Annotated in this window: 16 protein-coding genes; 15 read left to right on the top strand and 1 reads right to left on the bottom strand. The window is 67.7% G+C overall.

What is annotated here, in order from left to right; all coding sequences use genetic code 11:
• The first annotated feature begins 11 nt into the window (after positions 1–11).
• The 15 genes from serC (at position 12) to mnhG (ending at position 16,260) form a co-directional block, all read left to right on the top strand.
• Entirely contained in the window at positions 12–1,121 is a 1,110-nt protein-coding gene (serC, locus tag AC1RVY_RS18140; protein ID WP_218338748.1) for a 3-phosphoserine/phosphohydroxythreonine transaminase, read from the top strand.
• Between the two features lie 132 nt (positions 1,122–1,253).
• Entirely contained in the window at positions 1,254–2,351 is a 1,098-nt protein-coding gene (gene pheA, locus AC1RVY_RS18145; RefSeq protein ID WP_218297481.1) for a prephenate dehydratase, read from the top strand.
• A 12-nt stretch (positions 2,352–2,363) separates the two neighbouring features.
• Positions 2,364–3,236, top strand: a complete 873-nt coding sequence (locus AC1RVY_RS18150; RefSeq protein WP_218297482.1) for a prephenate dehydrogenase — start codon at positions 2,364–2,366, stop codon at positions 3,234–3,236.
• Between the two features lie 133 nt (positions 3,237–3,369).
• Positions 3,370–5,400, top strand: a complete 2,031-nt coding sequence (locus AC1RVY_RS18155; RefSeq protein ID WP_492807585.1) for a bifunctional 3-phosphoshikimate 1-carboxyvinyltransferase/cytidylate kinase — start codon at positions 3,370–3,372, stop codon at positions 5,398–5,400.
• Between the two features lie 192 nt (positions 5,401–5,592).
• Positions 5,593–7,293: a 30S ribosomal protein S1 gene (gene rpsA / locus AC1RVY_RS18160; RefSeq protein ID WP_370627717.1), complete on the top strand. Its 1,701-nt coding sequence runs from the start codon at positions 5,593–5,595 to the stop codon at positions 7,291–7,293.
• An 85-nt stretch (positions 7,294–7,378) separates the two neighbouring features.
• Positions 7,379–7,714 carry an integration host factor subunit beta gene (locus AC1RVY_RS18165; protein ID WP_255590831.1) on the top strand — a complete coding sequence of 112 codons (336 nt, stop codon included), beginning with the start codon at positions 7,379–7,381 and terminating at the stop codon, positions 7,712–7,714.
• 121 nt (positions 7,715–7,835) lie between these two features.
• Entirely contained in the window at positions 7,836–8,168 is a 333-nt protein-coding gene (locus AC1RVY_RS18170) for a LapA family protein (protein ID WP_218297485.1), read from the top strand.
• Complete coding sequence (gene lapB / locus AC1RVY_RS18175; RefSeq protein WP_492807588.1) at positions 8,158–9,315, top strand: lipopolysaccharide assembly protein LapB; 1,158 nt, start codon at positions 8,158–8,160, stop codon at positions 9,313–9,315. The genes AC1RVY_RS18170 and lapB overlap by 11 nt, the downstream gene beginning before the upstream one ends.
• Positions 9,316–9,362: 47 nt before the next feature.
• Positions 9,363–9,782 (top strand): ComEA family DNA-binding protein, encoded by a 420-nt coding sequence (locus tag AC1RVY_RS18180; RefSeq protein ID WP_492807590.1) that lies wholly within the window; start codon positions 9,363–9,365, stop codon positions 9,780–9,782.
• A gap of 116 nt (positions 9,783–9,898) precedes the next feature.
• Complete coding sequence (locus AC1RVY_RS18185; RefSeq protein ID WP_492807592.1) at positions 9,899–12,847, top strand: monovalent cation/H+ antiporter subunit A; 2,949 nt, start codon at positions 9,899–9,901, stop codon at positions 12,845–12,847.
• Complete coding sequence (locus tag AC1RVY_RS18190) at positions 12,838–13,203, top strand: Na+/H+ antiporter subunit C (RefSeq protein ID WP_142146595.1); 366 nt, start codon at positions 12,838–12,840, stop codon at positions 13,201–13,203. Before AC1RVY_RS18185 ends, AC1RVY_RS18190 begins: the two co-directional genes overlap by 10 nt.
• 159 nt (positions 13,204–13,362) lie before the next feature.
• Positions 13,363–15,084, top strand: a complete 1,722-nt coding sequence (locus AC1RVY_RS18195) for a monovalent cation/H+ antiporter subunit D (RefSeq protein ID WP_255590832.1) — start codon at positions 13,363–13,365, stop codon at positions 15,082–15,084.
• Entirely contained in the window at positions 15,081–15,602 is a 522-nt protein-coding gene (locus AC1RVY_RS18200; protein WP_218297489.1) for a Na+/H+ antiporter subunit E, read from the top strand. The genes AC1RVY_RS18195 and AC1RVY_RS18200 overlap by 4 nt, the downstream gene beginning before the upstream one ends.
• Complete coding sequence (locus AC1RVY_RS18205; protein ID WP_055402533.1) at positions 15,599–15,877, top strand: K+/H+ antiporter subunit F; 279 nt, start codon at positions 15,599–15,601, stop codon at positions 15,875–15,877. Before AC1RVY_RS18200 ends, AC1RVY_RS18205 begins: the two co-directional genes overlap by 4 nt.
• Positions 15,874–16,260: a monovalent cation/H(+) antiporter subunit G gene (gene mnhG / locus AC1RVY_RS18210; RefSeq protein WP_218297490.1), complete on the top strand. Its 387-nt coding sequence runs from the start codon at positions 15,874–15,876 to the stop codon at positions 16,258–16,260. Before AC1RVY_RS18205 ends, mnhG begins: the two co-directional genes overlap by 4 nt.
• 51 nt (positions 16,261–16,311) lie before the next feature.
• Here mnhG and AC1RVY_RS18215 read toward each other — a convergent pair whose 3' ends face one another.
• Positions 16,312–19,962 (bottom strand): hydantoinase B/oxoprolinase family protein, encoded by a 3,651-nt coding sequence (locus AC1RVY_RS18215; RefSeq protein WP_492807595.1) that lies wholly within the window; start codon positions 19,960–19,962, stop codon positions 16,312–16,314.
• Positions 19,963–19,970 lie beyond the last annotated feature (8 nt).

Here is a 19,970-nt window from a genome sequence, read left to right on the forward strand (position 1 = left end):
GACCAAGAAACATGATGCGCCCCTACAACTTCTCGGCCGGCCCGGCCGCCATACCCACCGAAGTCCTGGAGCAGGCCGCCGCCGAAATGCTGGACTGGCACGGCAGCGGCATGGGCGTGATGGAGATGAGCCATCGCGGCAAGGAGTTCCTGTCCATCTACGAACAGGCGGAAGCCGACCTGCGCGGGCTGCTGGCCGTGCCGGCGAACTTCAAGATCCTGTTCATGCAGGGCGGCGGCCTCGCCGAGAACGCCATCGTCCCGCTCAATCTCTCGCGCGCCGGCGTGGTCGATTTCGTGGTGACTGGCAGCTGGAGCCAGAAGTCGCAAAAGGAGGCGCGCAAGTACGCCAGTGAAGTCAACCTCGTCGCCAATGCCGAAGACACCGGGTTCACCACCCTGCCTGACCCTTCGACCTGGACGGTCAGCCGGGGGGCCAGCTACCTGCACCTCTGCAGCAACGAAACCATCAATGGCATCGAATTCCACCAGTTGCCCGACCTCAAGGCACTGGGCAGCGATGCCCCGCTGGTCATCGATTTCTCGTCGCACGTTGCCTCGCGCCCGGTGGACTGGTCGCGCGTCGGCCTGGCATTCGGCGGCGCGCAGAAGAACCTGGGACCCGCCGGCCTCACGCTGGTCGTGGTGCGCGAAGACCTGCTCGGCCACGCCCTGCCCGCCTGCCCGAGCGCCTTCGACTACAAGACCGTGGCCGACAACCAGTCGATGTACAACACGCCACCGACCTGGGGCATCTACATCGCAGGCCTGACCTTCCAGTGGCTCAAGCGCCAGACCGAAGGCAGCCTGACCGGCGTGGCCGCCATGGAGCAGCGCAACATCGCCAAGGCCGACCTGCTCTACAGCGCCATCGACAGCTCGCAGTTGTATGTGAACAAGGTCGCCGCCAACTGCCGCTCGCGCATGAACATCCCGTTCTTCCTGCGCGACGAAAGCCGCAACGACGCCTTCCTGGCCGGGGCCAAGGAGCGCGGCCTGCTGCAACTCAAGGGCCACAAGTCCGTGGGCGGCATGCGCGCCAGCGTCTACAACGCCATGCCATTGGCCGGCGTGCAGGCGCTGGTGGACTACATGCGAGAATTTGAACAAAAACACGCCTGAGAAGGCGCAAAACGAACCCGGCATGCCCGTACGCCCCACGAAAGCGCCCTCGGACACACCGGATTCCTTTGCACCTTCTGAACGCCGGTGGCACACCGGTTGACGAGCAGCCCCGCACAGACATCCCCATTCATGAACACTCCGCAAGCCTCACCCGACCTCGCCAGCCTGCGCGTGCAGATCGACTCCATCGACCAGCAACTGCTCACGCTGCTGAACCAGCGGGCGCTGGTGGCCGAGCAGGTGGGGGAAGTCAAGAAACGCGAAGGCACACCCTTCTTCCGCCCCGACCGCGTGGCCCAGGTCATCGAGAAGATCCAGACCGCCAACCCCGGCCCGCTCAAGGGGCCGCACGTGGCCGCCATCTGGCGCGAGATCATGTCCGCATGCCTGGCGCTCGAATCGCCCCAGCGCGTGGCCGTGCTGGGCCCCGAAGGCACGTTCTGCGAGCAGGCGGCCATTGAATTCTTCGGCGGCGCGGCCGACCTGATGTACTGCGCCAACTTCGACGAGGTGTTCCACGCCACGGCCGCCGGCAGCGCCCAGTACGGCGTGGTGGGCGTGGAGAACTCCACCGAAGGCGTGGTGACCCGCTCGCTCGACCTGTTCCTGCACACCCCCACCCATGTGGTGGGCGAAGTGAGCCTGCTGGTGCGCCACAACCTGCTGCGCACCACGAACTCGCTCGATGGCATCGAGGTGGTGCTGGCGCATCCGCAGGCGCTGGCCCAATGCCAGGCCTGGCTGACCAAGCACCTGCCCCATGCCGAGCGCCGCCCCGTGTCGAGCAATGCCGAGGGCGCCCGACTGGCCACCACCAACCCGGCCTGGGCCGGCCTGTCGAGCGAACGCGCGGCCCAGCAGTTCGGGCTGCACATCGTGGCCCACGCCATCCAGGACGACGCCTACAACCGCACGCGCTTTGCCATCATCTGCCTGCCGCACACCCTGCAGACGCCACCGCCCTCGGGCAAGGACTGCACCAGCCTGGTGGTCTCGGTGCCCAACCAGCCCGGCGCGGTGCACGACCTGCTGGTGCCGCTCAAGACCCATGGCGTGTCCATGACGCGCTTCGAGTCCCGCCCTGCCCGCACCGGCCAGTGGGAGTACTACTTCTACATCGACCTCGACGGCCATCCCGCCCAGCCCCATGTGGCACGGGCCCTGGAAGAACTGCGCAGCCTGTGCGCGTTCTACAAGGTCCTGGGCACTTACCCCGTGTCGTCCTGAGGAGCCACCGCCATGTTCGAACAATTGGGACTGATCGGCTGCGGACTCATGGGCGGCTCGTTCGCCCTGGCCATGAAGAAGGCCGGCCTCGTCAAGCGCGTGGTGGGCTACAGCAAGTCGCCCTCCACCACCGACCGCGCACGCCAGCTGGGCGTGATCGATGTGGAGGCGCCCTCGGCGCTGCTCGCGGTGGCCGGCGCCGACATCGTGCTGCTGGCCGTGCCCGTGGCCGCCACCGAGGCCACGCTCAAGGCCATCAAACACCTCGTCACGCCCCAGATGCTGATCATGGACGTGGGCTCGACCAAGGCCGATGTGGTCCAGGCCGCACGCCGCGCCCTGCGCGACCAGGTGGGCTCGTTCGTGCCGGCGCACCCGATCACGGGGCGCGAAGTGTCGGGCGTGGAACACGCCGAGGCCGACCTCTACAGTGGCCGCCAGGTCATCCTCACGCCCATCGAGCGCACGCTCACCGTACAGCTGCAAAGGGCCGACGACATCTGGACCGCGCTGGGTTGCCGCGTGACCAGCATGTCGCCCGAGTCGCATGACGCGGCCTTTGCCGCGGTCAGCCACCTGCCCCATGTGCTGGCCTTTGCGATGATGAACAGCATCACGGGCCAGTCGACCGGCGACGAATTCCTGTCGCTGGCGGGCCCGGGGTTCCGGGACTTCACCCGCATCGCGGCCAGCGATCCGAAGGTCTGGCGCGACATCCTGCTGTCCAACCGGGAAGAGCTGATCGCCCAGTCCAAGCTCTTCCAGCAGGCGCTGCACACCATCGAGCAGGCCATGGAAAAAGGTGACGCCCAGGCGCTGGAAGACATGCTGACGCTGGCCAGCGAGACCCGCGCGCACTGGCGCATGGGCGCGAAGAGAAAATAACCCCCCTGAGTCGCCTGCGGCGCCTTCCCCCAAGGGGGACGCCACCCGTGGCCTGGCAACGCCAGTTCCACGGTGGCACTGGCCTAGGACACGCCGGTGCACAGGCCATTGGCCTAACCGACAAGATACACCGATGTACAGCACCGCATTCCTCGACCTGCCTCCCCTGCAAACCGCGGCGGGCGAAGTCCACCTGCCCGGTTCCAAGAGCATCTCCAACCGGGTGCTGCTGCTGGCGGCGCTCAGCAACGGCACCACCACCGTGCACGACCTGCTGGCATCCGACGACACCCGCGTGATGCTCGACGCGCTGCGCCAGATCGGCTGCACCGTCGACGAAAACGGCAGCACCGTGCACATCACGGGCCTGGGCGGACGGGCGCCCCAATCGCCCGCCAAGCTCTTCATGGGCAATGCCGGCACCGCCATGCGGCCCCTGACGGCTGCGCTGGCACTGCTGGGTGGCGAATTCGAGCTGTCCGGCGTCCCGCGCATGCACGAACGCCCCATCGGCGACCTGGTGGACGCGCTGCGCCAACTGGGCTGTCAGATCGACTACCTGGGCAATGACGGCTACCCGCCGCTGCGCATCGCCCATGCGAACGGCGTGCCTGCCCTGGCGCTGGCGGCGCCCATCCGCGTGCGCGGCGATGTGTCGAGCCAGTTCCTCACCGCCCTGCTCATGGCGCTGCCGCTGGCCGCCGGCGCGCAGGCCATCGTGATCGAGGTCATGGGCGAACTGATCTCCAGGCCCTACATCGCCATCACGCTGCAGCTGCTGGCGCGGTTCGGCATCGTGGTCGAACACCGGGACTGGCAGCGTTTCACCATCCCCGCCGGCAGCCGCTACCAGTCGCCGGGCAGCATCCACGTAGAGGCCGACGCCTCTTCCGCTAGCTATTTCATAGCACTTGGCGCAATCGCAGCAAGCGCCAATGGCCTAAAAGGTATCAAGATCCAGGGCGTGGGGCTGGATTCCATCCAGGGTGACATCCGCTTCGTGGAAGCCGCGCGCGCCATGGGCGCGGTGGTCACGGGCGGCCCCAACTGGCTGGAGATCCAGCGCGGCGCGTGGCCGCTCACGGCCATCGACCTGGACTGCAACCACATCCCCGATGCCGCCATGACGCTGGCCGTGATGGCGCTGTATGCCGAAGGCACCACCACCCTGCGCAACATCGCCAGCTGGCGCGTGAAGGAAACCGACCGCATCGCGGCGATGGCCACCGAGCTGCGCAAGCTCGGCGCCACAGTGGAAGAAGGTGCGGACTTCATCCGCGTCACGCCGCCGGCGCAGGTGCAGGCGTGGAAGGCCGCCAGCATCCACACCTATGACGATCACCGCGTGGCCATGTGCTTTTCACTGGCCGCCTTCAACCCGGCAAGCCTGCCCGTGCGCATCGAAGACCCCAAGTGCGTGGCCAAGACCTTCCCGGACTATTTCGAAGCCCTGTTCTCGGTCACGCAGGCAGCCACGGACCACATCCCGGTGATCTGCATCGACGGTCCCACCGCCTCGGGCAAGGGCACGGTGGCCGCTGCCGTCGCGCAGCGCCTGGGCTACCGCTTCCTGGACTCGGGGGCGATGTACCGCATCACGGCCCTGGCCGCCCTGCGTGCCGGCCTGGCCATCCAGCCGGAGGACGAGCCCCGCATTGCCGCCATGGCCCAGACGCTGCCCGTGCGCTTCGAGGGCGGCCGGGTGTGGCTGGGCAGCGACGACGTGACCGAAGCCATCCGCACCGAAGAGGCCGGCATGAACGCCTCCCGCGTCTCCGCCCTGCCCGCCGTGCGCGCGGCCCTGGTGGACCTGCAGCACAGCTTCCGGCGCCTGCCGGGCCTGGTGGCGGACGGCCGCGACATGGGCACGGTGATCTTCCCGGACGCCCCGCTCAAGGTGTATCTGACGGCCAGCGCCGCCTGCCGCGCCGAGCGCCGTTATAAACAGTTGATTTCAAAGGGTTTTTCAGCTAATATCGAAGACCTTCGCGCGGATCTGGAGGCACGCGACGCCCGGGACAGTTCCCGCAGCGTCGCACCCCTCAAGCCCGCGCAGGACGCTCTGGTCCTGGACAACTCCAACTTGACGATTGATGAAGCCGTCGAGCAGGTGTTGGCCTGGTGGCAGGAGCGTCAGCCCTTCGCAGCCTCTGCGCAGGGCTGACGGCGCGGGGCCCTGGCTAAAATCCGGGTCCCTCAGGCAAAGCCGAAAGGCCTTGCAACAGGCCCACGCAGCCCCTCTCGCGCGCCAGCGCACAGGCTGTGTGGATCGTTAACCTAACCCGCGGTTCTACCGCAAAAAACCACCGCAAGCAGCTATAAAAACAGTAGCAATGGTGCTGCTGGAATCCTGTTTGTGGCAAGGAAACACATGTCCGAATCTTTTGCCGCCCTTTTTGAAGAATCCCTGCAGCGTACGGAAATGCGCCCAGGCGAAGTGATCACCGCTGAAGTCGTGCGCGTCGAGCACAACTTCGTCGTGGTCAACGCCGGCCTCAAGTCCGAAGCCTACGTGCCGCTGGAAGAGTTCAAGAACGACAAGGGCGAAGTCGAAGTCCAAGTGGGTGACTTCGTGTCGGTGGCCATTGGCTCCATCGAAAACGGCTACGGCGACACCATCCTGTCGCGCGACACCGCCAAGCGTCTGGCTTCCTGGATGAGCCTGGAAAAGGCCCTGGAATCCGGCGAATTCGTCACCGGCACCACGTCCGGCAAGGTCAAGGGCGGCCTGACTGTCCTGGTCAACGGCATCCGCGCATTCCTGCCCGGTTCGCTGATCGATACGCGTCCGATCAAGGATCTGACGCCGTACGAAAACAAGACCATGGAATTCAAGGTCATCAAGCTCGACCGCAAGCGCAACAACGTGGTGCTGAGCCGCCGCGCCGTGGTGGAAGCCTCCATGGGCGAAGAGCGCGCCAAGCTGATGGAAACCCTCAAGGAAGGCTCCATCGTTCAAGGCGTGGTCAAGAACATCACCGAATACGGTGCGTTCGTGGACCTGGGCGGCATCGACGGCCTGCTGCACATCACCGACATGGCATGGCGCCGCGTGCGTCACCCATCGGAAGTGGTGACGGCTGGCCAGGAAATCACGGCCAAGATCCTGAAGTTCGACACCGAGAAGAACCGTGTCTCGCTGGGTCTGAAGCAAATGGGCGACGACCCATGGATGGGCGTGAACCGCCGCTACCCCCAAGGCACGCGCCTGTTCGGCAAGATCACGAACATCGCCGACTACGGCGCATTCGTGGAACTCGAACCCGGCATCGAAGGCCTGGTGCACGTCTCCGAAATGGACTGGACCAACAAGAACATCGCTCCCGCCAAGCTGGTTTCGCTGGGCGACGAAGTCGAAGTCATGGTCCTGGAAATCGACGAAGACAAGCGCCGCATCAGCCTGGGCATGAAGCAGTGCAAGGCCAACCCATGGCAGGAATTCGCACAGGACACCAAGCGCGGCGACCGCGTCAAGGGTCCGATCAAGTCGATCACCGACTTCGGCGTGTTCGTGGGCCTGGCTGCCGGCATCGACGGTCTGGTGCACCTGTCCGACCTCTCGTGGAACGAACCCGGCGAAGCCGCTGTTCGCAACTACAAGAAGGGCCAGGAAGTGGAAGCCATCGTGCTGGCCGTGGACGTGGACCGCGAGCGCATCTCGCTGGGCATCAAGCAGCTCGACGGCGACCCATTCACGACCTTCGTGACCGTGAACGACAAGGGCCAGACGGTGACCGGCAAGGTCAAGACCGTGGACGCCCGTGGCGCTGAAATCGACCTCGGCGAAGACATCGTGGGCTACTTGCGCGCTTCGGAAATCTCCCGCGACCGCGTGGAAGATGCCCGCAACGTGCTCAAGGAAGGCGACGAAGTCACCGCTGTGGTGGTCAACGTGGATCGCAAGACCCGCAACATCCAGCTGTCGATCAAGCAGAAGGACATGGCCGACGAACAAGGCGCCATGGCCAACCTGAGCCAGCAATCGAGCCGCGAAAGCGCCGGCACGACCAGCCTGGGCGCCCTGCTGCGCGCCAAGCTGGACAACTCGGAAAAGTAAAGCGCTGACCCGTTAAACGGTCAGACAGCGGGCGCCTCGGCGCCCGCTCTTTTTTCAGCCAAGACTGCCTATGTCCCAAGATTCCATGACCCGCTCAGACCTCGTCGAAGAACTGGCCGCCCGTTTCGGCCAGCTGACACACCGCGATGCCGAATACGCCGTCAAGACCATTCTGGACGCCGTGGGCGAGGCCCTGGTGCGTGGGCACCGCATCGAGATCCGGGGCTTTGGCAGCTTCTCGGTGAACCACCGCCCTCCCCGCATGGGCCGCAATCCGCGCAGCGGCGAGGCCGTGGCCATCCCCGAAAAGCGCGTACCCCATTTCAAGCCCGGCAAGGCCCTGCGCGAAGCCGTGGACAAGCGCACCGCCGAAATGGAAGAAAACTCCGGCACGGCAAGCAACACATCCATTCAAAAATGATAGCTAGCAGCGCTTGATGAGCAAGCGCCAAAGGCCTTTTTGATCTGGATACCAGCCCTCCGGGAGCCCCGCCGCCCCGCATGCGCAAGCTCTTAGAATCGCCCCACCACTGGGGAGACCGATGAAATACCTCCTGTGGCTGCTCAAGGCAGCCATTTTTTTTACGCTGTTTGCCTTCGCGCTGAACAACCAGCAGGACGCCACCGTGCACTTCTTCTTTGGCACCCAATGGCGCGCCCCCCTGGTGCTGGTGGTGCTGACCGCCTTCTCGGCAGGCCTGGCCGTCGGGGTGCTGGGCATGGTGCCGCGCTGGTGGAGGCACCGCGCCGCCGCGCGCCGCGCCCATGCCGCCGTGGCGTCCCCCGCGCCGGCATCGGCCCCCGCCGCCGCGGCCAGCACGGCCCCCCCTGCCCCGCCACCACCGCCCGACCTGCCCTCCGCCCATGGAATTTGACCTGACCTGGATTCTGCTGGGCCTGCCCGTGGCCTTCGTGCTGGGCTGGCTGGCATCGCGCTTCGACCTGCGCCAGCTGCGCGCAGAGAACCGCCGCGCGCCCAAGGCCTACTTCAAGGGCCTGAACTTCCTGCTCAACGAGCAGCAGGACCAGGCCATCGACGCCTTCATCGAGGCGGTGCAGAACGACCCCGACACCTCGGAGCTGCACTTTGCGCTGGGCAACCTGTTCCGCCGCCGGGGCGAATACGACCGTGCCGTGCGCGTGCACGAGCACCTGCTCTCGCGCGGCGACCTCTCCCGCACCGACCGCGAGCGTGCCCAGCACGCGCTGGCGCTCGACTTCCTCAAGGCCGGCCTGCTCGACCGCGCGGAAGAAGCCCTGCACCGCCTGGAGGGGACGCCCTTCGAGGCCCAGGCCCGCCTGGCGCTGCTGGCCATCTATGAACGTTCGCGCGACTGGCCCCATGCCGCCACCATCGCCCGCAAGATGCACGACGCCGATCAGGGCGACTTCAGCACCCGCCAGGCCCACTACCTGTGCGAGCAGGCCCTGGCGCTGAGCACCCAGGGGGACCTGCCCGGTGCCCAGGCCCTGCTGGAGCAGGCCGTGGCCGCCGCCCCGGAGGCCGCCCGCGCGCGCATCGAGCTGGCGCGCCTGCAGCGCCTCATGGGCCAGCCCGCCGCCGTGCTGTCCACCCTGAAAACACTGGGCGAGCGCAACCCCGCCGCTTTGCCCCTGGCCGCCGCGCTGCTCGTCGAGGCCGCCACCGCCACGGGGCGCACACCGGAAGCGCAGGCGCTGCTGCAGGCGCACTACGCTCAGGCACCGTCCCTGGACGTGCTCGAAAGCATCGTGGCCATGGAAGCCGCCGACGACGCCACGCGCGACACGGCACGGCAGCGCTATGTGCAGCACCTGGACAAGGAACGCTCGCTCGTGGCCGCCGCCAAATGGCTGGCCGCCGAGAAGCTGGAGCACGAGGAGTTCCACCCCCAGATCCAGCGTGCGCTGGAGCATGCCGTCAAGCCGCTCACCCGCTACCGCTGCGCGGCCTGCGGGTTCGAGGCACGCCAGCATTTCTGGCAGTGCCCCGGCTGCCAGACCTGGGACAGCTATCCGGCGCGCCGCGTCGAGGAACTCTGAAAGCCGCCGGGCCAGGCCGCGCCACCCCCACCAGGAGACCATTCGCCATGCTGAAGAAACTGCTTGCCCTCTTCGCCGCGCTGTGTGCCGCCGCGGCATTCGCCGCCGTGGACGTGAACACCGCCACCGAGGCTGAACTCGACGGCATCAAGGGCATCGGTCCCGGCCTGTCGGGCCGGATCCTGGAAGAGCGCAGGAACGCGCCTTTCAAGGACTGGGGCGACTTCATCGGCCGTGTCGGCGGCGTGGGACCCAAGAGCGTGGTGAATTTCTCCAGGGAAGGCCTGACGGTCGGCGGCAAGAAATACAGCGCCGCAGCGGCCGCCAGGGCCGAAGCGAAAAACCACCACGGCAGCAGGAAACAAGCCGTGGACCGCAAGCCCCACGGGAGCACGGGGACCGATGCGGCGCCGCCTGCCGCCACGGCGCCAGGGCCCGCTGCCGCCGCCAGCGCTAGCAAAAGCTAAGCACGCTCTTCAGGCTTCAGGCCCGCCTCGGCGGGCTTGTCTTTTTGTGCCCACCGGCTGCACAACGGCAAGGCCCGGGCAGGGGCTTTGGAGCGAACCCCTAAAATTGTTCGCGCATGCCCCTGATCACCCTCATTCTCCTTCCCTTCATCGGCAGCCTTCTGGCGGCCGTGCTGCCCGCCAATGCGCGCAACACCGAGTCCACGCTGGCGGGGCTGATCGCCGTGTTCTGCACCGTGCAGGTCGCGCTGTGTTTTCCCGAGATCGCCGACGGCGGCGTATTGCGGCAGGAGATCGAGTGGCTGCCCGCGCTGGGCCTGAACCTGGTCATCCGCATGGACGGCTTCGCGTGGATGTTCTGCATGCTGGTGCTGGGCGTAGGCAGCCTGGTGGTGCTGTATGCGCGCTACTACATGTCGGCGGCCGACCCGGTGCCGCGCTTTTTTGCGTTCTTCCTGGCGTTCATGGGTGCGATGGCGGGCGTGGTGCTGTCGGGCAACATCATCCAGATCGCGTTCTTCTGGGAGCTGACCAGCCTGTTCTCCTTCCTGCTGATCGGCTACTGGCACCACCGCAAGGATGCGCGGCGTGGGGCACGCATGGCGCTCACGGTCACGGGCACGGGCGGCCTGTGCATGCTGGCCGGCATGCTGGTGCTGGGCCACATCGTGGGCAGCTACGACCTCGACCACGTGCTGGCCGCCGGCGCACTGATCAAGGCGCACCCGCTGTACCTGACCGCGCTGGTGCTGATCCTGCTGGGCGCGCTGACCAAGAGCGCGCAGTTCCCGTTCCACTTCTGGCTGCCCCACGCCATGGCCGCGCCCACGCCTGTATCGGCGTACCTGCACTCGGCCACCATGGTCAAGGCGGGCGTGTTCTTGCTGGCGCGGATGTGGCCCGCGCTCGCGGGCACCGAGGCATGGTTCTGGCTGGTGGGGGGGGCGGGCCTTTGCACGCTGCTGGTGGGTGGCTACGCGGCCATGTTCCAGAACGACCTCAAGGGCCTGCTGGCCTATTCGACCATCTCGCACCTCGGGCTCATCACCCTGCTGCTCGGCCTGAACAGCCCGCTGGCCGCCGTGGCCGCCGTGTTCCACATCATGAACCACGCCACCTTCAAGGCTTCGCTGTTCATGGCCGTGGGCATCGTGGACCATGAAAGTGGCACGCGCGACATCCGCCGCCTGTCGGGCCTGCGCACGATGATGCCCATCACCGCCACGCTGGCCATGGTGGCCAGCGCGGCGATGGCCGGCGTGCCGCTGCTCAACGGCTTCCTGTCCAAGGAAATGTTCTTTGCCGAAACGGTGTACGTGAACACCACGCCGATGCTGGAATGGCTGCTGCCCGTGGCCGCCACCGTGGCGGGCATGTTCAGCGTGGCGTATTCGCTGCGCTTCACGGTGGATGTGTTCTGGGGTCCGCCCGCCACCGACCTGCCGCGCCCACCCCACGAGCCGCCGCACTGGATGCGGGTGCCGGTGGAACTGCTCGTGCTGGCCTGCCTGGTGGTGGGCACGCTGCCTGCCTGGTCCGTGGGCGCCTACCTGGCCGCGGCCGCAGGGCCGGTGGTGGGGGGCGAGCTGCCCACCTACAGCCTGGCGGTCTGGCACGGGTTCAACACACCGTTCGTGATGAGCCTGGTGGCCCTGGGCGGGGGCATCGCGCTGTATGCCCTGCTGCGCTGGCAGCGCGAAAAAGGCGTGCTGGATGCGCCACCGGTCATGCACCACATCAGCGGCCAGCGGCTGTTCGAAGGCACCCTGGCGGCCGTCACCCAGTGGGGCCGCCATGGCCGCCGGATGCTGGGCACCGGGCGGCTGCAGTGGCAGATGCTGTGGCTGGTGAGTGCCGCGCTGGTGGCCTGCGTGCTGCCCCTGTGGGCTCGTGGCCTGCCCATTGGCGACCGGGCGCAGCTGCCGCTGTCTCCGGCCTTCGCGCTGCTGTGGCTGCTGGGCGGGCTGTGCGCCATGGCGGCGGCCTGGCAGGCCAAGTACCACCGGCTGGCGGCACTCACGCTGCTGGGTGGCGCGGGGCTGTGCGTGTGCCTGACCTTCCTCTGGTTTTCGGCCCCCGACCTGGCGCTCACGCAGATCGTGGTGGAGGTCGTGACGACCATCCTCATCCTGCTGGGCCTGCGCTGGCTGCCGCGCCGCGACGAGGCCCTGCGCAAGCCCACGCTGGCCGAAGAGCGCCGCACCCAGCTGCGCCGCTACCGCGACATGGCGCTGGCGCTGACCACGGGTGCGGGCATGGCCCTGCTGTCGTTCGCGATGATGAGCCGGCCCTTCCCCGACAGCACCTCCACCTTCTTCCTGGAGCGCGCGCTCAGCGAAGGCGGGGGCACCAATGTCGTCAACGTGATGCTGGTGGACTTCCGGGGCTTCGACACCTTTGGCGAGATCGTGGTGCTGGGCATCGTGGCCCTGACGGTGTATGCGCTGCTGCGGCGCTTTCGGCCCGCGCGCGAGGTGATGGACCTGCCGCCCCAGCAGCGCGCGCTGCCCGCCGATGTGGACACCGACCTGTCCAACCCGCGCCAGACCGCCGACACCGCCGTGGGCTACCTCATGGTGCCCGCCGTGCTGGTGCGGCTGATGCTGCCGTTCGCGACCCTCGTGTCCATGTACCTGTTCATGCGCGGGCACAACGAGCCCGGCGGCGGCTTCGTGGCGGGGCTGGTGTTCTCGGTGGCGCTGCTGCTGCAGTACATCGTCTCGGGCACCTCGTGGGTCGAAGCCCACCTGCCCCTGTACCCGCGCCGCTGGATCGGCGTGGGCCTGCTGGCCGCGCTGGCCACCGGCCTGGGGGCCTGGGCCTGGGGCTACCCCTTCCTGACCAGCCACACGGCCCACCTGCACCTGCCCTGGGTGGGCGAGGTGCACGTGGCCAGCGCGCTGTTCTTCGACATCGGCGTGTTCACGCTGGTGGTGGGCTCGACCATGCTCATCCTCACCGGCATCGCCCACCAGTCGGTGCGCAGCCACCGCTACAACAACGCACGCACGGCCGATGAGGTGCAGGCCGCCGCGGCGACACAGGGAGAAGGCCCATGGAACTGATTCTGGCCCTGGCCATCGGCGTGCTCACCGGCTCGGGCGTGTGGCTGCTGCTGCGCCCCCGCACCTTCCAGATCATCATGGGCCTGTCGCTGCTGTCGTACGCCGTCAACCTCTTCATCTTCAGCATGGGCCGCCTGGGCCTGGCCATCGACAAGGAGCCCGTGCTGCAGCCCGGCCTGCCCCAGGACCTGGCCCACTACGCCGACCCCATGCCCCAGGCGCTCACGCTCACGGCCATCGTGATCGGCTTCGCCATGACCGCCCTCTTCCTCGTGGTGCTGCTGGCATCGCGCGGCATGGCGGGCACCGACCATGTGGACGGCACCAAGGGCAAAGACGTGCAGGAAATGCCATGATGAAGAACACCCCCCTGAGCGGCTTCGCCGCTTCCCCCCGATCTCGCAGCGCTGTGCGCTGCGGGCAGGGGGACGCAGCCCTCGCGGCGGGGCGGCCCTGGCTCGGCTGCCCTGGCCTGAGGCGCGCCCTTTTCATGCGCAGCGCCATGGAGTCCTGACATGACATCCGTGCACCTCCTACTGGAGCGGCTGATGCCGCACCTGATCCTGGCGCCCATCGCGCTGCCCCTGCTCACGGCCGGGCTCATGCTGCTGCTGCGCGAGGAGCGCCAGCGCACCAAGGTCACGCTCAACATCGCCTCGACCTTCCTGGGCCTGGTGGTGGCCGTGCTGCTGCTCGTGCAGGCCAAGGACCCCGCCCTTCACAACAGCCTGGCGGTGTACCTGCCGGGCAACTGGCCGGCGCCGTTCGGCATCGTGCTCGGCATCGACCGGCTCTCCGCCATGATGCTGGTGCTCGCCAGCACCGTGGCGCTGGCCACCGTGCTGTTCTCGGCGGCGCGCTGGCACCGCGCGGGGGTGCACTTCCACCCGCTGTTCCAGTTCCAGCTCATGGGGCTGGCGGGCGCGTTCCTCACGGCCGACCTGTTCAACCTGTTCGTGTTCTTCGAGATCATGCTGGCCGCGTCCTACGGCCTGCTGCTGCACGGCTCGGGCCGCCCGCGCGTGTCGGCGGGGCTGCACTACATCGCCATCAACCTGGCGGCCTCGTCGCTGTTCCTGATCGGCGTGTCCATGCTCTACGGCATCACCGGCACCCTGAACATGGCCGACCTGGCGCAGAACATCGCCGCCGTCGCGCCAGCGGACCGAGGCCTGCTGCACGCCGCTGCGGCGGTCCTCGCGGTGGCCTTTCTCATCAAGGCGGCGGTATGGCCCCTCAACTTCTGGCTGGTACCCGCCTACAGCGCGGCCACGGCCCCCGTGGGGGCGCTGTTCGCGCTGATGACCAAGGTGGGCGTGTACAGCCTGCTGCGGCTGTGGACACTGCTGTTTGGCGCCGAGGCCGGCGAATCGGCCCAGTTCGGCGGCCAGTGGCTCATCGGCGGCGGCATGCTCACGATGGCCTTCGGCGCCATCGGCATGCTGGGCTCGCAGCGCCTGGGGCACCTGGCGGGCTTCAGCGCCATCCTGTCGTCGGGCACGCTGCTGGCGGCGGTCGGCTTCGGGCAGAACCTGCTCACGGCCGGGCTGCTGTACTACCTGCTCAGCTCCACGCTGGCCGTGAGCGCGCTGTTCCTGCTGGCCGACCTGATCGACCGCTGGCGCAACGACGGCTCCAACCTCGCCCCCTACGAGCAGACCGACGACGCCCCGTTCCTGTCCGCCGACCTGGTGCCCACCGAAGGCATGAACCTCGACGACCAGGAGGAGGCACTCATCGGCCAGGTCATCCCTGCGGCGGCGGCGTTCCTGGGGCTGGCGTTCATGGCCTGCACGCTGATCATCGCGGGCCTGCCGCCCCTGCCGGGCTTCGTGGGCAAGTTCGCCATGGTCCACGCGCTCTTCAATCCGCTGGGCCTGGGGGCATCCCACGGATTCCAACTGGGCGCCGCGGGCTGGATGCTGGTGGCGCTGCTGGTGGGGTCGGGCCTGCTCGCGCTGCTGGCGCTCACGCGCGCGGGCATCCGCCATTTCTGGGCGGCGCACGACCGCACATCCCCCAAGCTGCTGGTGCTGGAAGGCCTGCCCATCGCCCTGCTGCTGCTGGCCAGCGCGGCCCTGGTATGGCAGGCGGGGGCCGTGATGCGCTACACCCAGGCCACGGCCGACGCGCTGCATGCCCCGTCCACCTATGTGCGCGCCGTGATGACCGCCGCGCCGGTGCCCAACCCGCCCCACGCGGATGCGCCCGCACCCCAAGGAACCACGCCCCCATGAAGCCCCGCAACACCCCCGTGCAGCGGCCCTTCAAGCGCCTGGTGCCCGCCCCCGTGCTCTCGCTGGCGCTGCTGGCGCTGTGGCTGCTGCTCAACCGCAGCCTGAGCGCGGGCCACATCGTGCTGGGCACGGTGCTCGCGCTGGCCATCCCGCTGCTCACGGCCGGGCTGCGCCCGTTGCCCGTGCGCATCCGCAAACCCGGTGCCGTGCTGCGCCTGGCATTCACGGTGGTGGCGGACACCACCCGCTCCAACTTGGCCGTGGCGCGCCTGCTGCTCGCGCCGGGCCGCCGGCGGCACCCCTCGGGCTTCGTGCACATTCCGCTGGACGTGCGCGACCCCAATGCCCTGGCCGTGCTGGCCACGATCGTCTGCATCACCCCCGGCACCGCCTGGGCCGAACTCTCGCTGGACCGCAGCATGCTGCTGCTGCACGTGCTGGAGCTGGACGACGCCGAAGCCATGGCCGCCAGCGTCAAGCAGCGCTACGAACGTCCCTTGATGGAGATCTTTGAATGACACCGATCCTGGATTGGGCCCTGCCCATCGCCCTGTTCATGCTGGCCCTGGCCATGGGCTGCGCGCTGATCCGCCTGCTCAAGGGCCCTTCCGCGCAGGACCGCGTGCTGGCGCTCGACTGCATGTACCTCAGCGGCATGCTGGTGATGCTGGTGCTGGGCCTGCTGTACGGCAGCAAGAACTACTTCGAGGCCGCCCTGCTGCTGGCGCTGTTCAGTTTTGTCGGCTCCATGGCCATGGCCAAGTTTTTGCTGCGTGGCGAGGTGATCGAATGACCGAAGCCGCCGCCATCGCCGTTCTTCCGCTGTGGCTCGAAATCATCGTGGCCGTGCTGGTGCTGTCGGGTGCGGGGCTGGCGCTGCTGGGCTCCACCGGCCTGCTGCGCCTGCCCACGTTCTTCGAGCGCGTGCATGCGCCCGCCATCATCGCCACGCTGGGCTGCTGGCTGATCATGCATGGCACGGTGCTGTACTTCTCGGTGGCCGACCGCAGCCTGGCTCTGCATGCGCTGCTGATCGCCGTGTTCGTGGCGATCACGGTGCCGATCATGTCGATCTTCTTGATGCGCGCGGCACTGTTCCGCGCGCGGCAGATGGGGCTGAATGTGCCGCCAAGCCTGAGCCAACCCAGGGCAGCACAGGAAACCGAAGACTCCTGAATTAATAGCTGCCAGCGCTTGATGGACAAGCGCCAGCGGCCATTTTCATCACTATTTTTGGCCTGAAGATCCGAATCCGCCGCCGCCCGGCGTGTGGATTTCAAACACGTCGCCCGGTTGCATCTCGGCCTGGCCGATGTGATCCAGAAGCTCCACCCGGCCATCGCTGCGCACCACCTTGTTGATGCCCACGGCACCCGGCTGGCCGCCCGCCATGCCAAATGCGCCATGGTGGCGGCCGTTCGACAGGATGCTGGCCGTCATGGGCTCCAGGAAGCGCACGCGGCGGATGCCACCGTCGCCGCCCTTCCACTGCCCGGCGCCGCCCGAGCCCTTGCGGATCTCGTAGCCCTCCAGCCGCACGGGGAAGCGGAACTCCAGCACCTCGGGGTCCGTCAGGCGCGAGTTGGTCATGTGGCACTGCACGACGCTGGTGCCTGCAAAACCACCCGCCAGTTGCCCGTTGGCATCCCACACGCCCCCCGCGCCGCTGCCGCCCGAGATCGTCTCGTAATACTGGTAGCGCGTGCTGCCAAAGGTGAAGTTGTTCATGGTGCACTGCCCCGCCGCCATCAGGCCCAGCGCGCCATACAGTGCGTTGGTGATGCAGGTGGAAGTCTCCACATTGCCCGCCACCACCGAGGCCGGCGGGTTGGGGTTGAGCATGCTGCCGGGCGGAATGATGACGTTGAGCGGCTTCAGGCACCCCGCGTTGAGCGGAATGTCGTCATCCACCAGCGTGCGGAACACATACAGCACCGCCGCCATGCACACCGCCGTGGGTGCATTGAAGTTGTTCGTCTGCTGCGCGCTGGTGCCGGTGAAGTCGATGGTGGCGCTGCGGTTCTTCGCATCCACCTTCACGGTCACGCTGATCTGCGCGCCGTTGTCCAGGGGCAGCGTGAACGCACCATCCTTCAGGCGCGTGATGACACGGCGCACGGATTCCTCGGCGTTGTCCTGCACGTGGCGCATGTAGGCCAGCACCACGTCCAGGCCGAATTCGCCGACCATGCGGCGCAGCTCCTGCTGGCCCCTTTCGTTGGCCGCGATCTGCGCGCGCAAATCAGCCATGTTCTGCTGCGGGTTGCGGCTGGGGTATTCGCCGCTTTCGAGCAGAGCGACCATCTCCGCCTCGCGCAGCACGCCGCGCTCGACCAGCTTCACGTTGTTGATCTGCACGCCCTCTTCCTCGATGCGCGTGGAGAACGGCGGCATGGAGCCGGGGGTGGTGCCGCCCACATCGGCGTGGTGGCCCCGGCTGCCCACGTAGAACGTGGGCGCGGCCTCGTCGGCAAGGTAGACCGGCGTGATGACGGTGATGTCTGGCAAGTGCGTGCCACCGTGGTACGGGTCGTTGAGCACATACACATCACCCGGCTGCATCTTGCCCGCGTTCTCGCGGATCACCGTCTTGATGCTCTCGCCCATCGAGCCCAGATGCACCGGCATGTGCGGCGCGTTGGCGATCAGGTTGCCCGCCGTGTCGAACAGCGCGCAACTGAAGTCCAGCCGCTCCTTGATGTTCACCGAATACGCCGTGTTCTGCAGCTGCAGCCCCATCTGCTCGGCGATGTTCATGAACAGGTTGTTGAACACTTCGAGCAGCACCGGGTCCACCGTGGTGCCCACCGCATGCTGCACGGCACGGGCCACGCGGCGGTCGAGCAGCAGATGGTCCAGCTCGGTCAGACGGGCCTCCCAGCCGGGCTCGACGATGGTGGTGGCGTTTTTCTCGGCAATGATGGCCGGGCCGGGGATCACGTCGCCAGGGCGCAAGTCTTCGCGCACCACGAGCGCGGCGTCATGCCACGCGGCCACGCCGTCGATGCCGCCGGTGTACATGCGCACGGTGCTGCGGCGCGGCACCTCGCGCGCGGGCTGCAGCGTGTGGCGCGGCTCCAGGGGCGCGTCGCCGGGCAGCACGGCCTCCACCGACACGGCCTCCACCACCAGGCCCTTGCCCTGCATGAGGAACGCAAAGCGCTGGCGGTAGGCGTTCTCGAACGCGGCGGTGATTTCGGCCAGCGAGCCCAACGGGACGATGAGCGCGGAGTCGCTGCCCTCATAGCGCACGTGCACGCGGCGGTGCACCACGGCTGTGCCTGCACCCGCCTGCTGGCGCTCCAGCTCGGTGCGCGCGGTGGTGGCCAGTTGTTCCAGCGTGGCCTCAATGCCTGCCAGCGCCTCGGGCGCGAGCTTGGCCTCCACCGCCTGCTCGCGGATCACGTTCTGGTCCGCCAGGCCCATGCCGTAGGCACTGAGCACCCCCGCCAGCGGGTGCACGAACACGCGTGTCATGCCCAGGGCATCGGCCACCAGGCAGGCGTGCTGGCCGCCCGCGCCACCAAAGCACTGCAGCGTGTAGCGCGTGACGTCGTAGCCGCGCGCCACGCTGATCTTCTTGATCGCGTTGGCCATCTGCTGCACGGCGATCTGGATGAAGCCGTGGGCGACATCCTCGGCCTTGCGCCCCGCCTGCGTGGCAAGGCCATCAAATTTCTGCACCACGGCATCGCCATCCAGCGCCTCGTTGGCGCCGTGGCCAAACACCTTCGGAAAATGCGCGGGCTGGATCTTGCCCACCATCACGTTCGCATCCGTCACGGCCAGCGGGCCGCCCCGGCGGTAGCTGGCGGGGCCGGGGTTGGCGCCCGCGCTCTGGGGGCCCACGCGAAAGCGCGCGCCGTCGAACCCCAGGATGGAACCGCCACCGGCGGCCACGGTGTGAATGCTCATCATCGGGGCGCGCATGCGCACGCCGGCCACCTGGGTCTCGAACTCGCGCTCGAACTCCCCCGCGTAGTGGCTCACGTCGGTGGAGGTGCCGCCCATGTCGAAGCCGATGACCTTCTCGTGCCCCGCCAGGCCCGCCGTGCGCGCCATGCCCACGATGCCGCCCGCGGGGCCACTCAGGATCGCGTCCTTGCCCTGGAACACCTGCGCATCGGTCAGCCCGCCCGACGATTGCATGAAGAACAGCTTGACGCCCGGCATCTCGCTGGCGACCTGCTCCACATAGCGGCGCAGGATGGGCGAGAGGTAGGCGTCCACCACGGTGGTGTCGCCCCGGCTCACGAACTTCATCATGGGGCTGGTGGCGTGGGAGGCGCTCACCTGCGTGAAGCCCACCTCGCGCGCGATGCGCGCGGCGGCCTCTTCGTGCGCGGTGTAGCGGTAGCCGTGCATGAACACGACGGCTGCGCTGCGCAGGCCCGCGTCATAGGCGGCCCACAGGCGTTCCTTGAGGTGCGCCTCATCCAGCGGCTCGATCACCTCGCCGCGCGCGCCCACGCGCTCCTGCGCCTCGACCACGCGCTCGTACAGCAGCTCGGGCAGCACGATGCGCCGGTCGAACAAACGCGGACGGTTCTGGTACGCGATGCGCAGCGCATCCTTGAAGCCCTTGGTGGTGATGAGCAGCGTGGGCTCGCCCTTGCGCTCCAGCAGCGCGTTGGTGGCCACCGTGGTACCCATCTTCACGCACTCCACCAGTGCGGGTGTCACCGGCTCGCCAGGTGCAAGGCCCAGCAGGTGGCGGATGCCCGCCACGGCGGCGTCCTTGTACTGCTCGGGGTTCTCGGACAGCAGCTTGTGCGTGACCAGGCTGCCGTCGGGCCGCTTGCCCACCACGTCGGTGAAGGTGCCCCCCCGGTCGATCCAGAACTGCCAGCGGGACATGGGGGAAGGTTGGTTGGACATCTTTTGCT

The organism is Acidovorax sp. GW821-FHT11A03, from assembly GCF_058809075.1.

Excerpts from the sequence above, each read along its gene's own strand:
- AC1RVY_RS18190 (WP_142146595.1), top strand. The coding sequence starts at position 12,838 with ATGGAACTGATTCTGGCCCTGGCCATCGGCGTGCTCACCGGCTCGGGC.
- AC1RVY_RS18180 (WP_492807590.1), top strand. The coding sequence starts at position 9,363 with ATGCTGAAGAAACTGCTTGCCCTCTTCGCCGCGCTGTGTGCCGCCGCG.
- AC1RVY_RS18165 (WP_255590831.1), top strand. The coding sequence starts at position 7,379 with ATGACCCGCTCAGACCTCGTCGAAGAACTGGCCGCCCGTTTCGGCCAG.
- AC1RVY_RS18195 (WP_255590832.1), top strand. The coding sequence starts at position 13,363 with ATGACATCCGTGCACCTCCTACTGGAGCGGCTGATGCCGCACCTGATC.
- AC1RVY_RS18170 (WP_218297485.1), top strand. The coding sequence starts at position 7,836 with ATGAAATACCTCCTGTGGCTGCTCAAGGCAGCCATTTTTTTTACGCTG.
- AC1RVY_RS18185 (WP_492807592.1), top strand. The coding sequence starts at position 9,899 with ATGCCCCTGATCACCCTCATTCTCCTTCCCTTCATCGGCAGCCTTCTG.
- AC1RVY_RS18155 (WP_492807585.1), top strand. The coding sequence starts at position 3,370 with ATGTACAGCACCGCATTCCTCGACCTGCCTCCCCTGCAAACCGCGGCG.
- AC1RVY_RS18205 (WP_055402533.1), top strand. The coding sequence starts at position 15,599 with ATGACACCGATCCTGGATTGGGCCCTGCCCATCGCCCTGTTCATGCTG.
- serC (WP_218338748.1), top strand. The coding sequence starts at position 12 with ATGATGCGCCCCTACAACTTCTCGGCCGGCCCGGCCGCCATACCCACC.
- AC1RVY_RS18200 (WP_218297489.1), top strand. The coding sequence starts at position 15,081 with ATGAAGCCCCGCAACACCCCCGTGCAGCGGCCCTTCAAGCGCCTGGTG.
- mnhG (WP_218297490.1), top strand. The coding sequence starts at position 15,874 with ATGACCGAAGCCGCCGCCATCGCCGTTCTTCCGCTGTGGCTCGAAATC.
- lapB (WP_492807588.1), top strand. The coding sequence starts at position 8,158 with ATGGAATTTGACCTGACCTGGATTCTGCTGGGCCTGCCCGTGGCCTTC.
- AC1RVY_RS18150 (WP_218297482.1), top strand. The coding sequence starts at position 2,364 with ATGTTCGAACAATTGGGACTGATCGGCTGCGGACTCATGGGCGGCTCG.
- AC1RVY_RS18215 (WP_492807595.1), bottom strand. The coding sequence starts at position 19,962 with ATGTCCAACCAACCTTCCCCCATGTCCCGCTGGCAGTTCTGGATCGAC.
- pheA (WP_218297481.1), top strand. The coding sequence starts at position 1,254 with ATGAACACTCCGCAAGCCTCACCCGACCTCGCCAGCCTGCGCGTGCAG.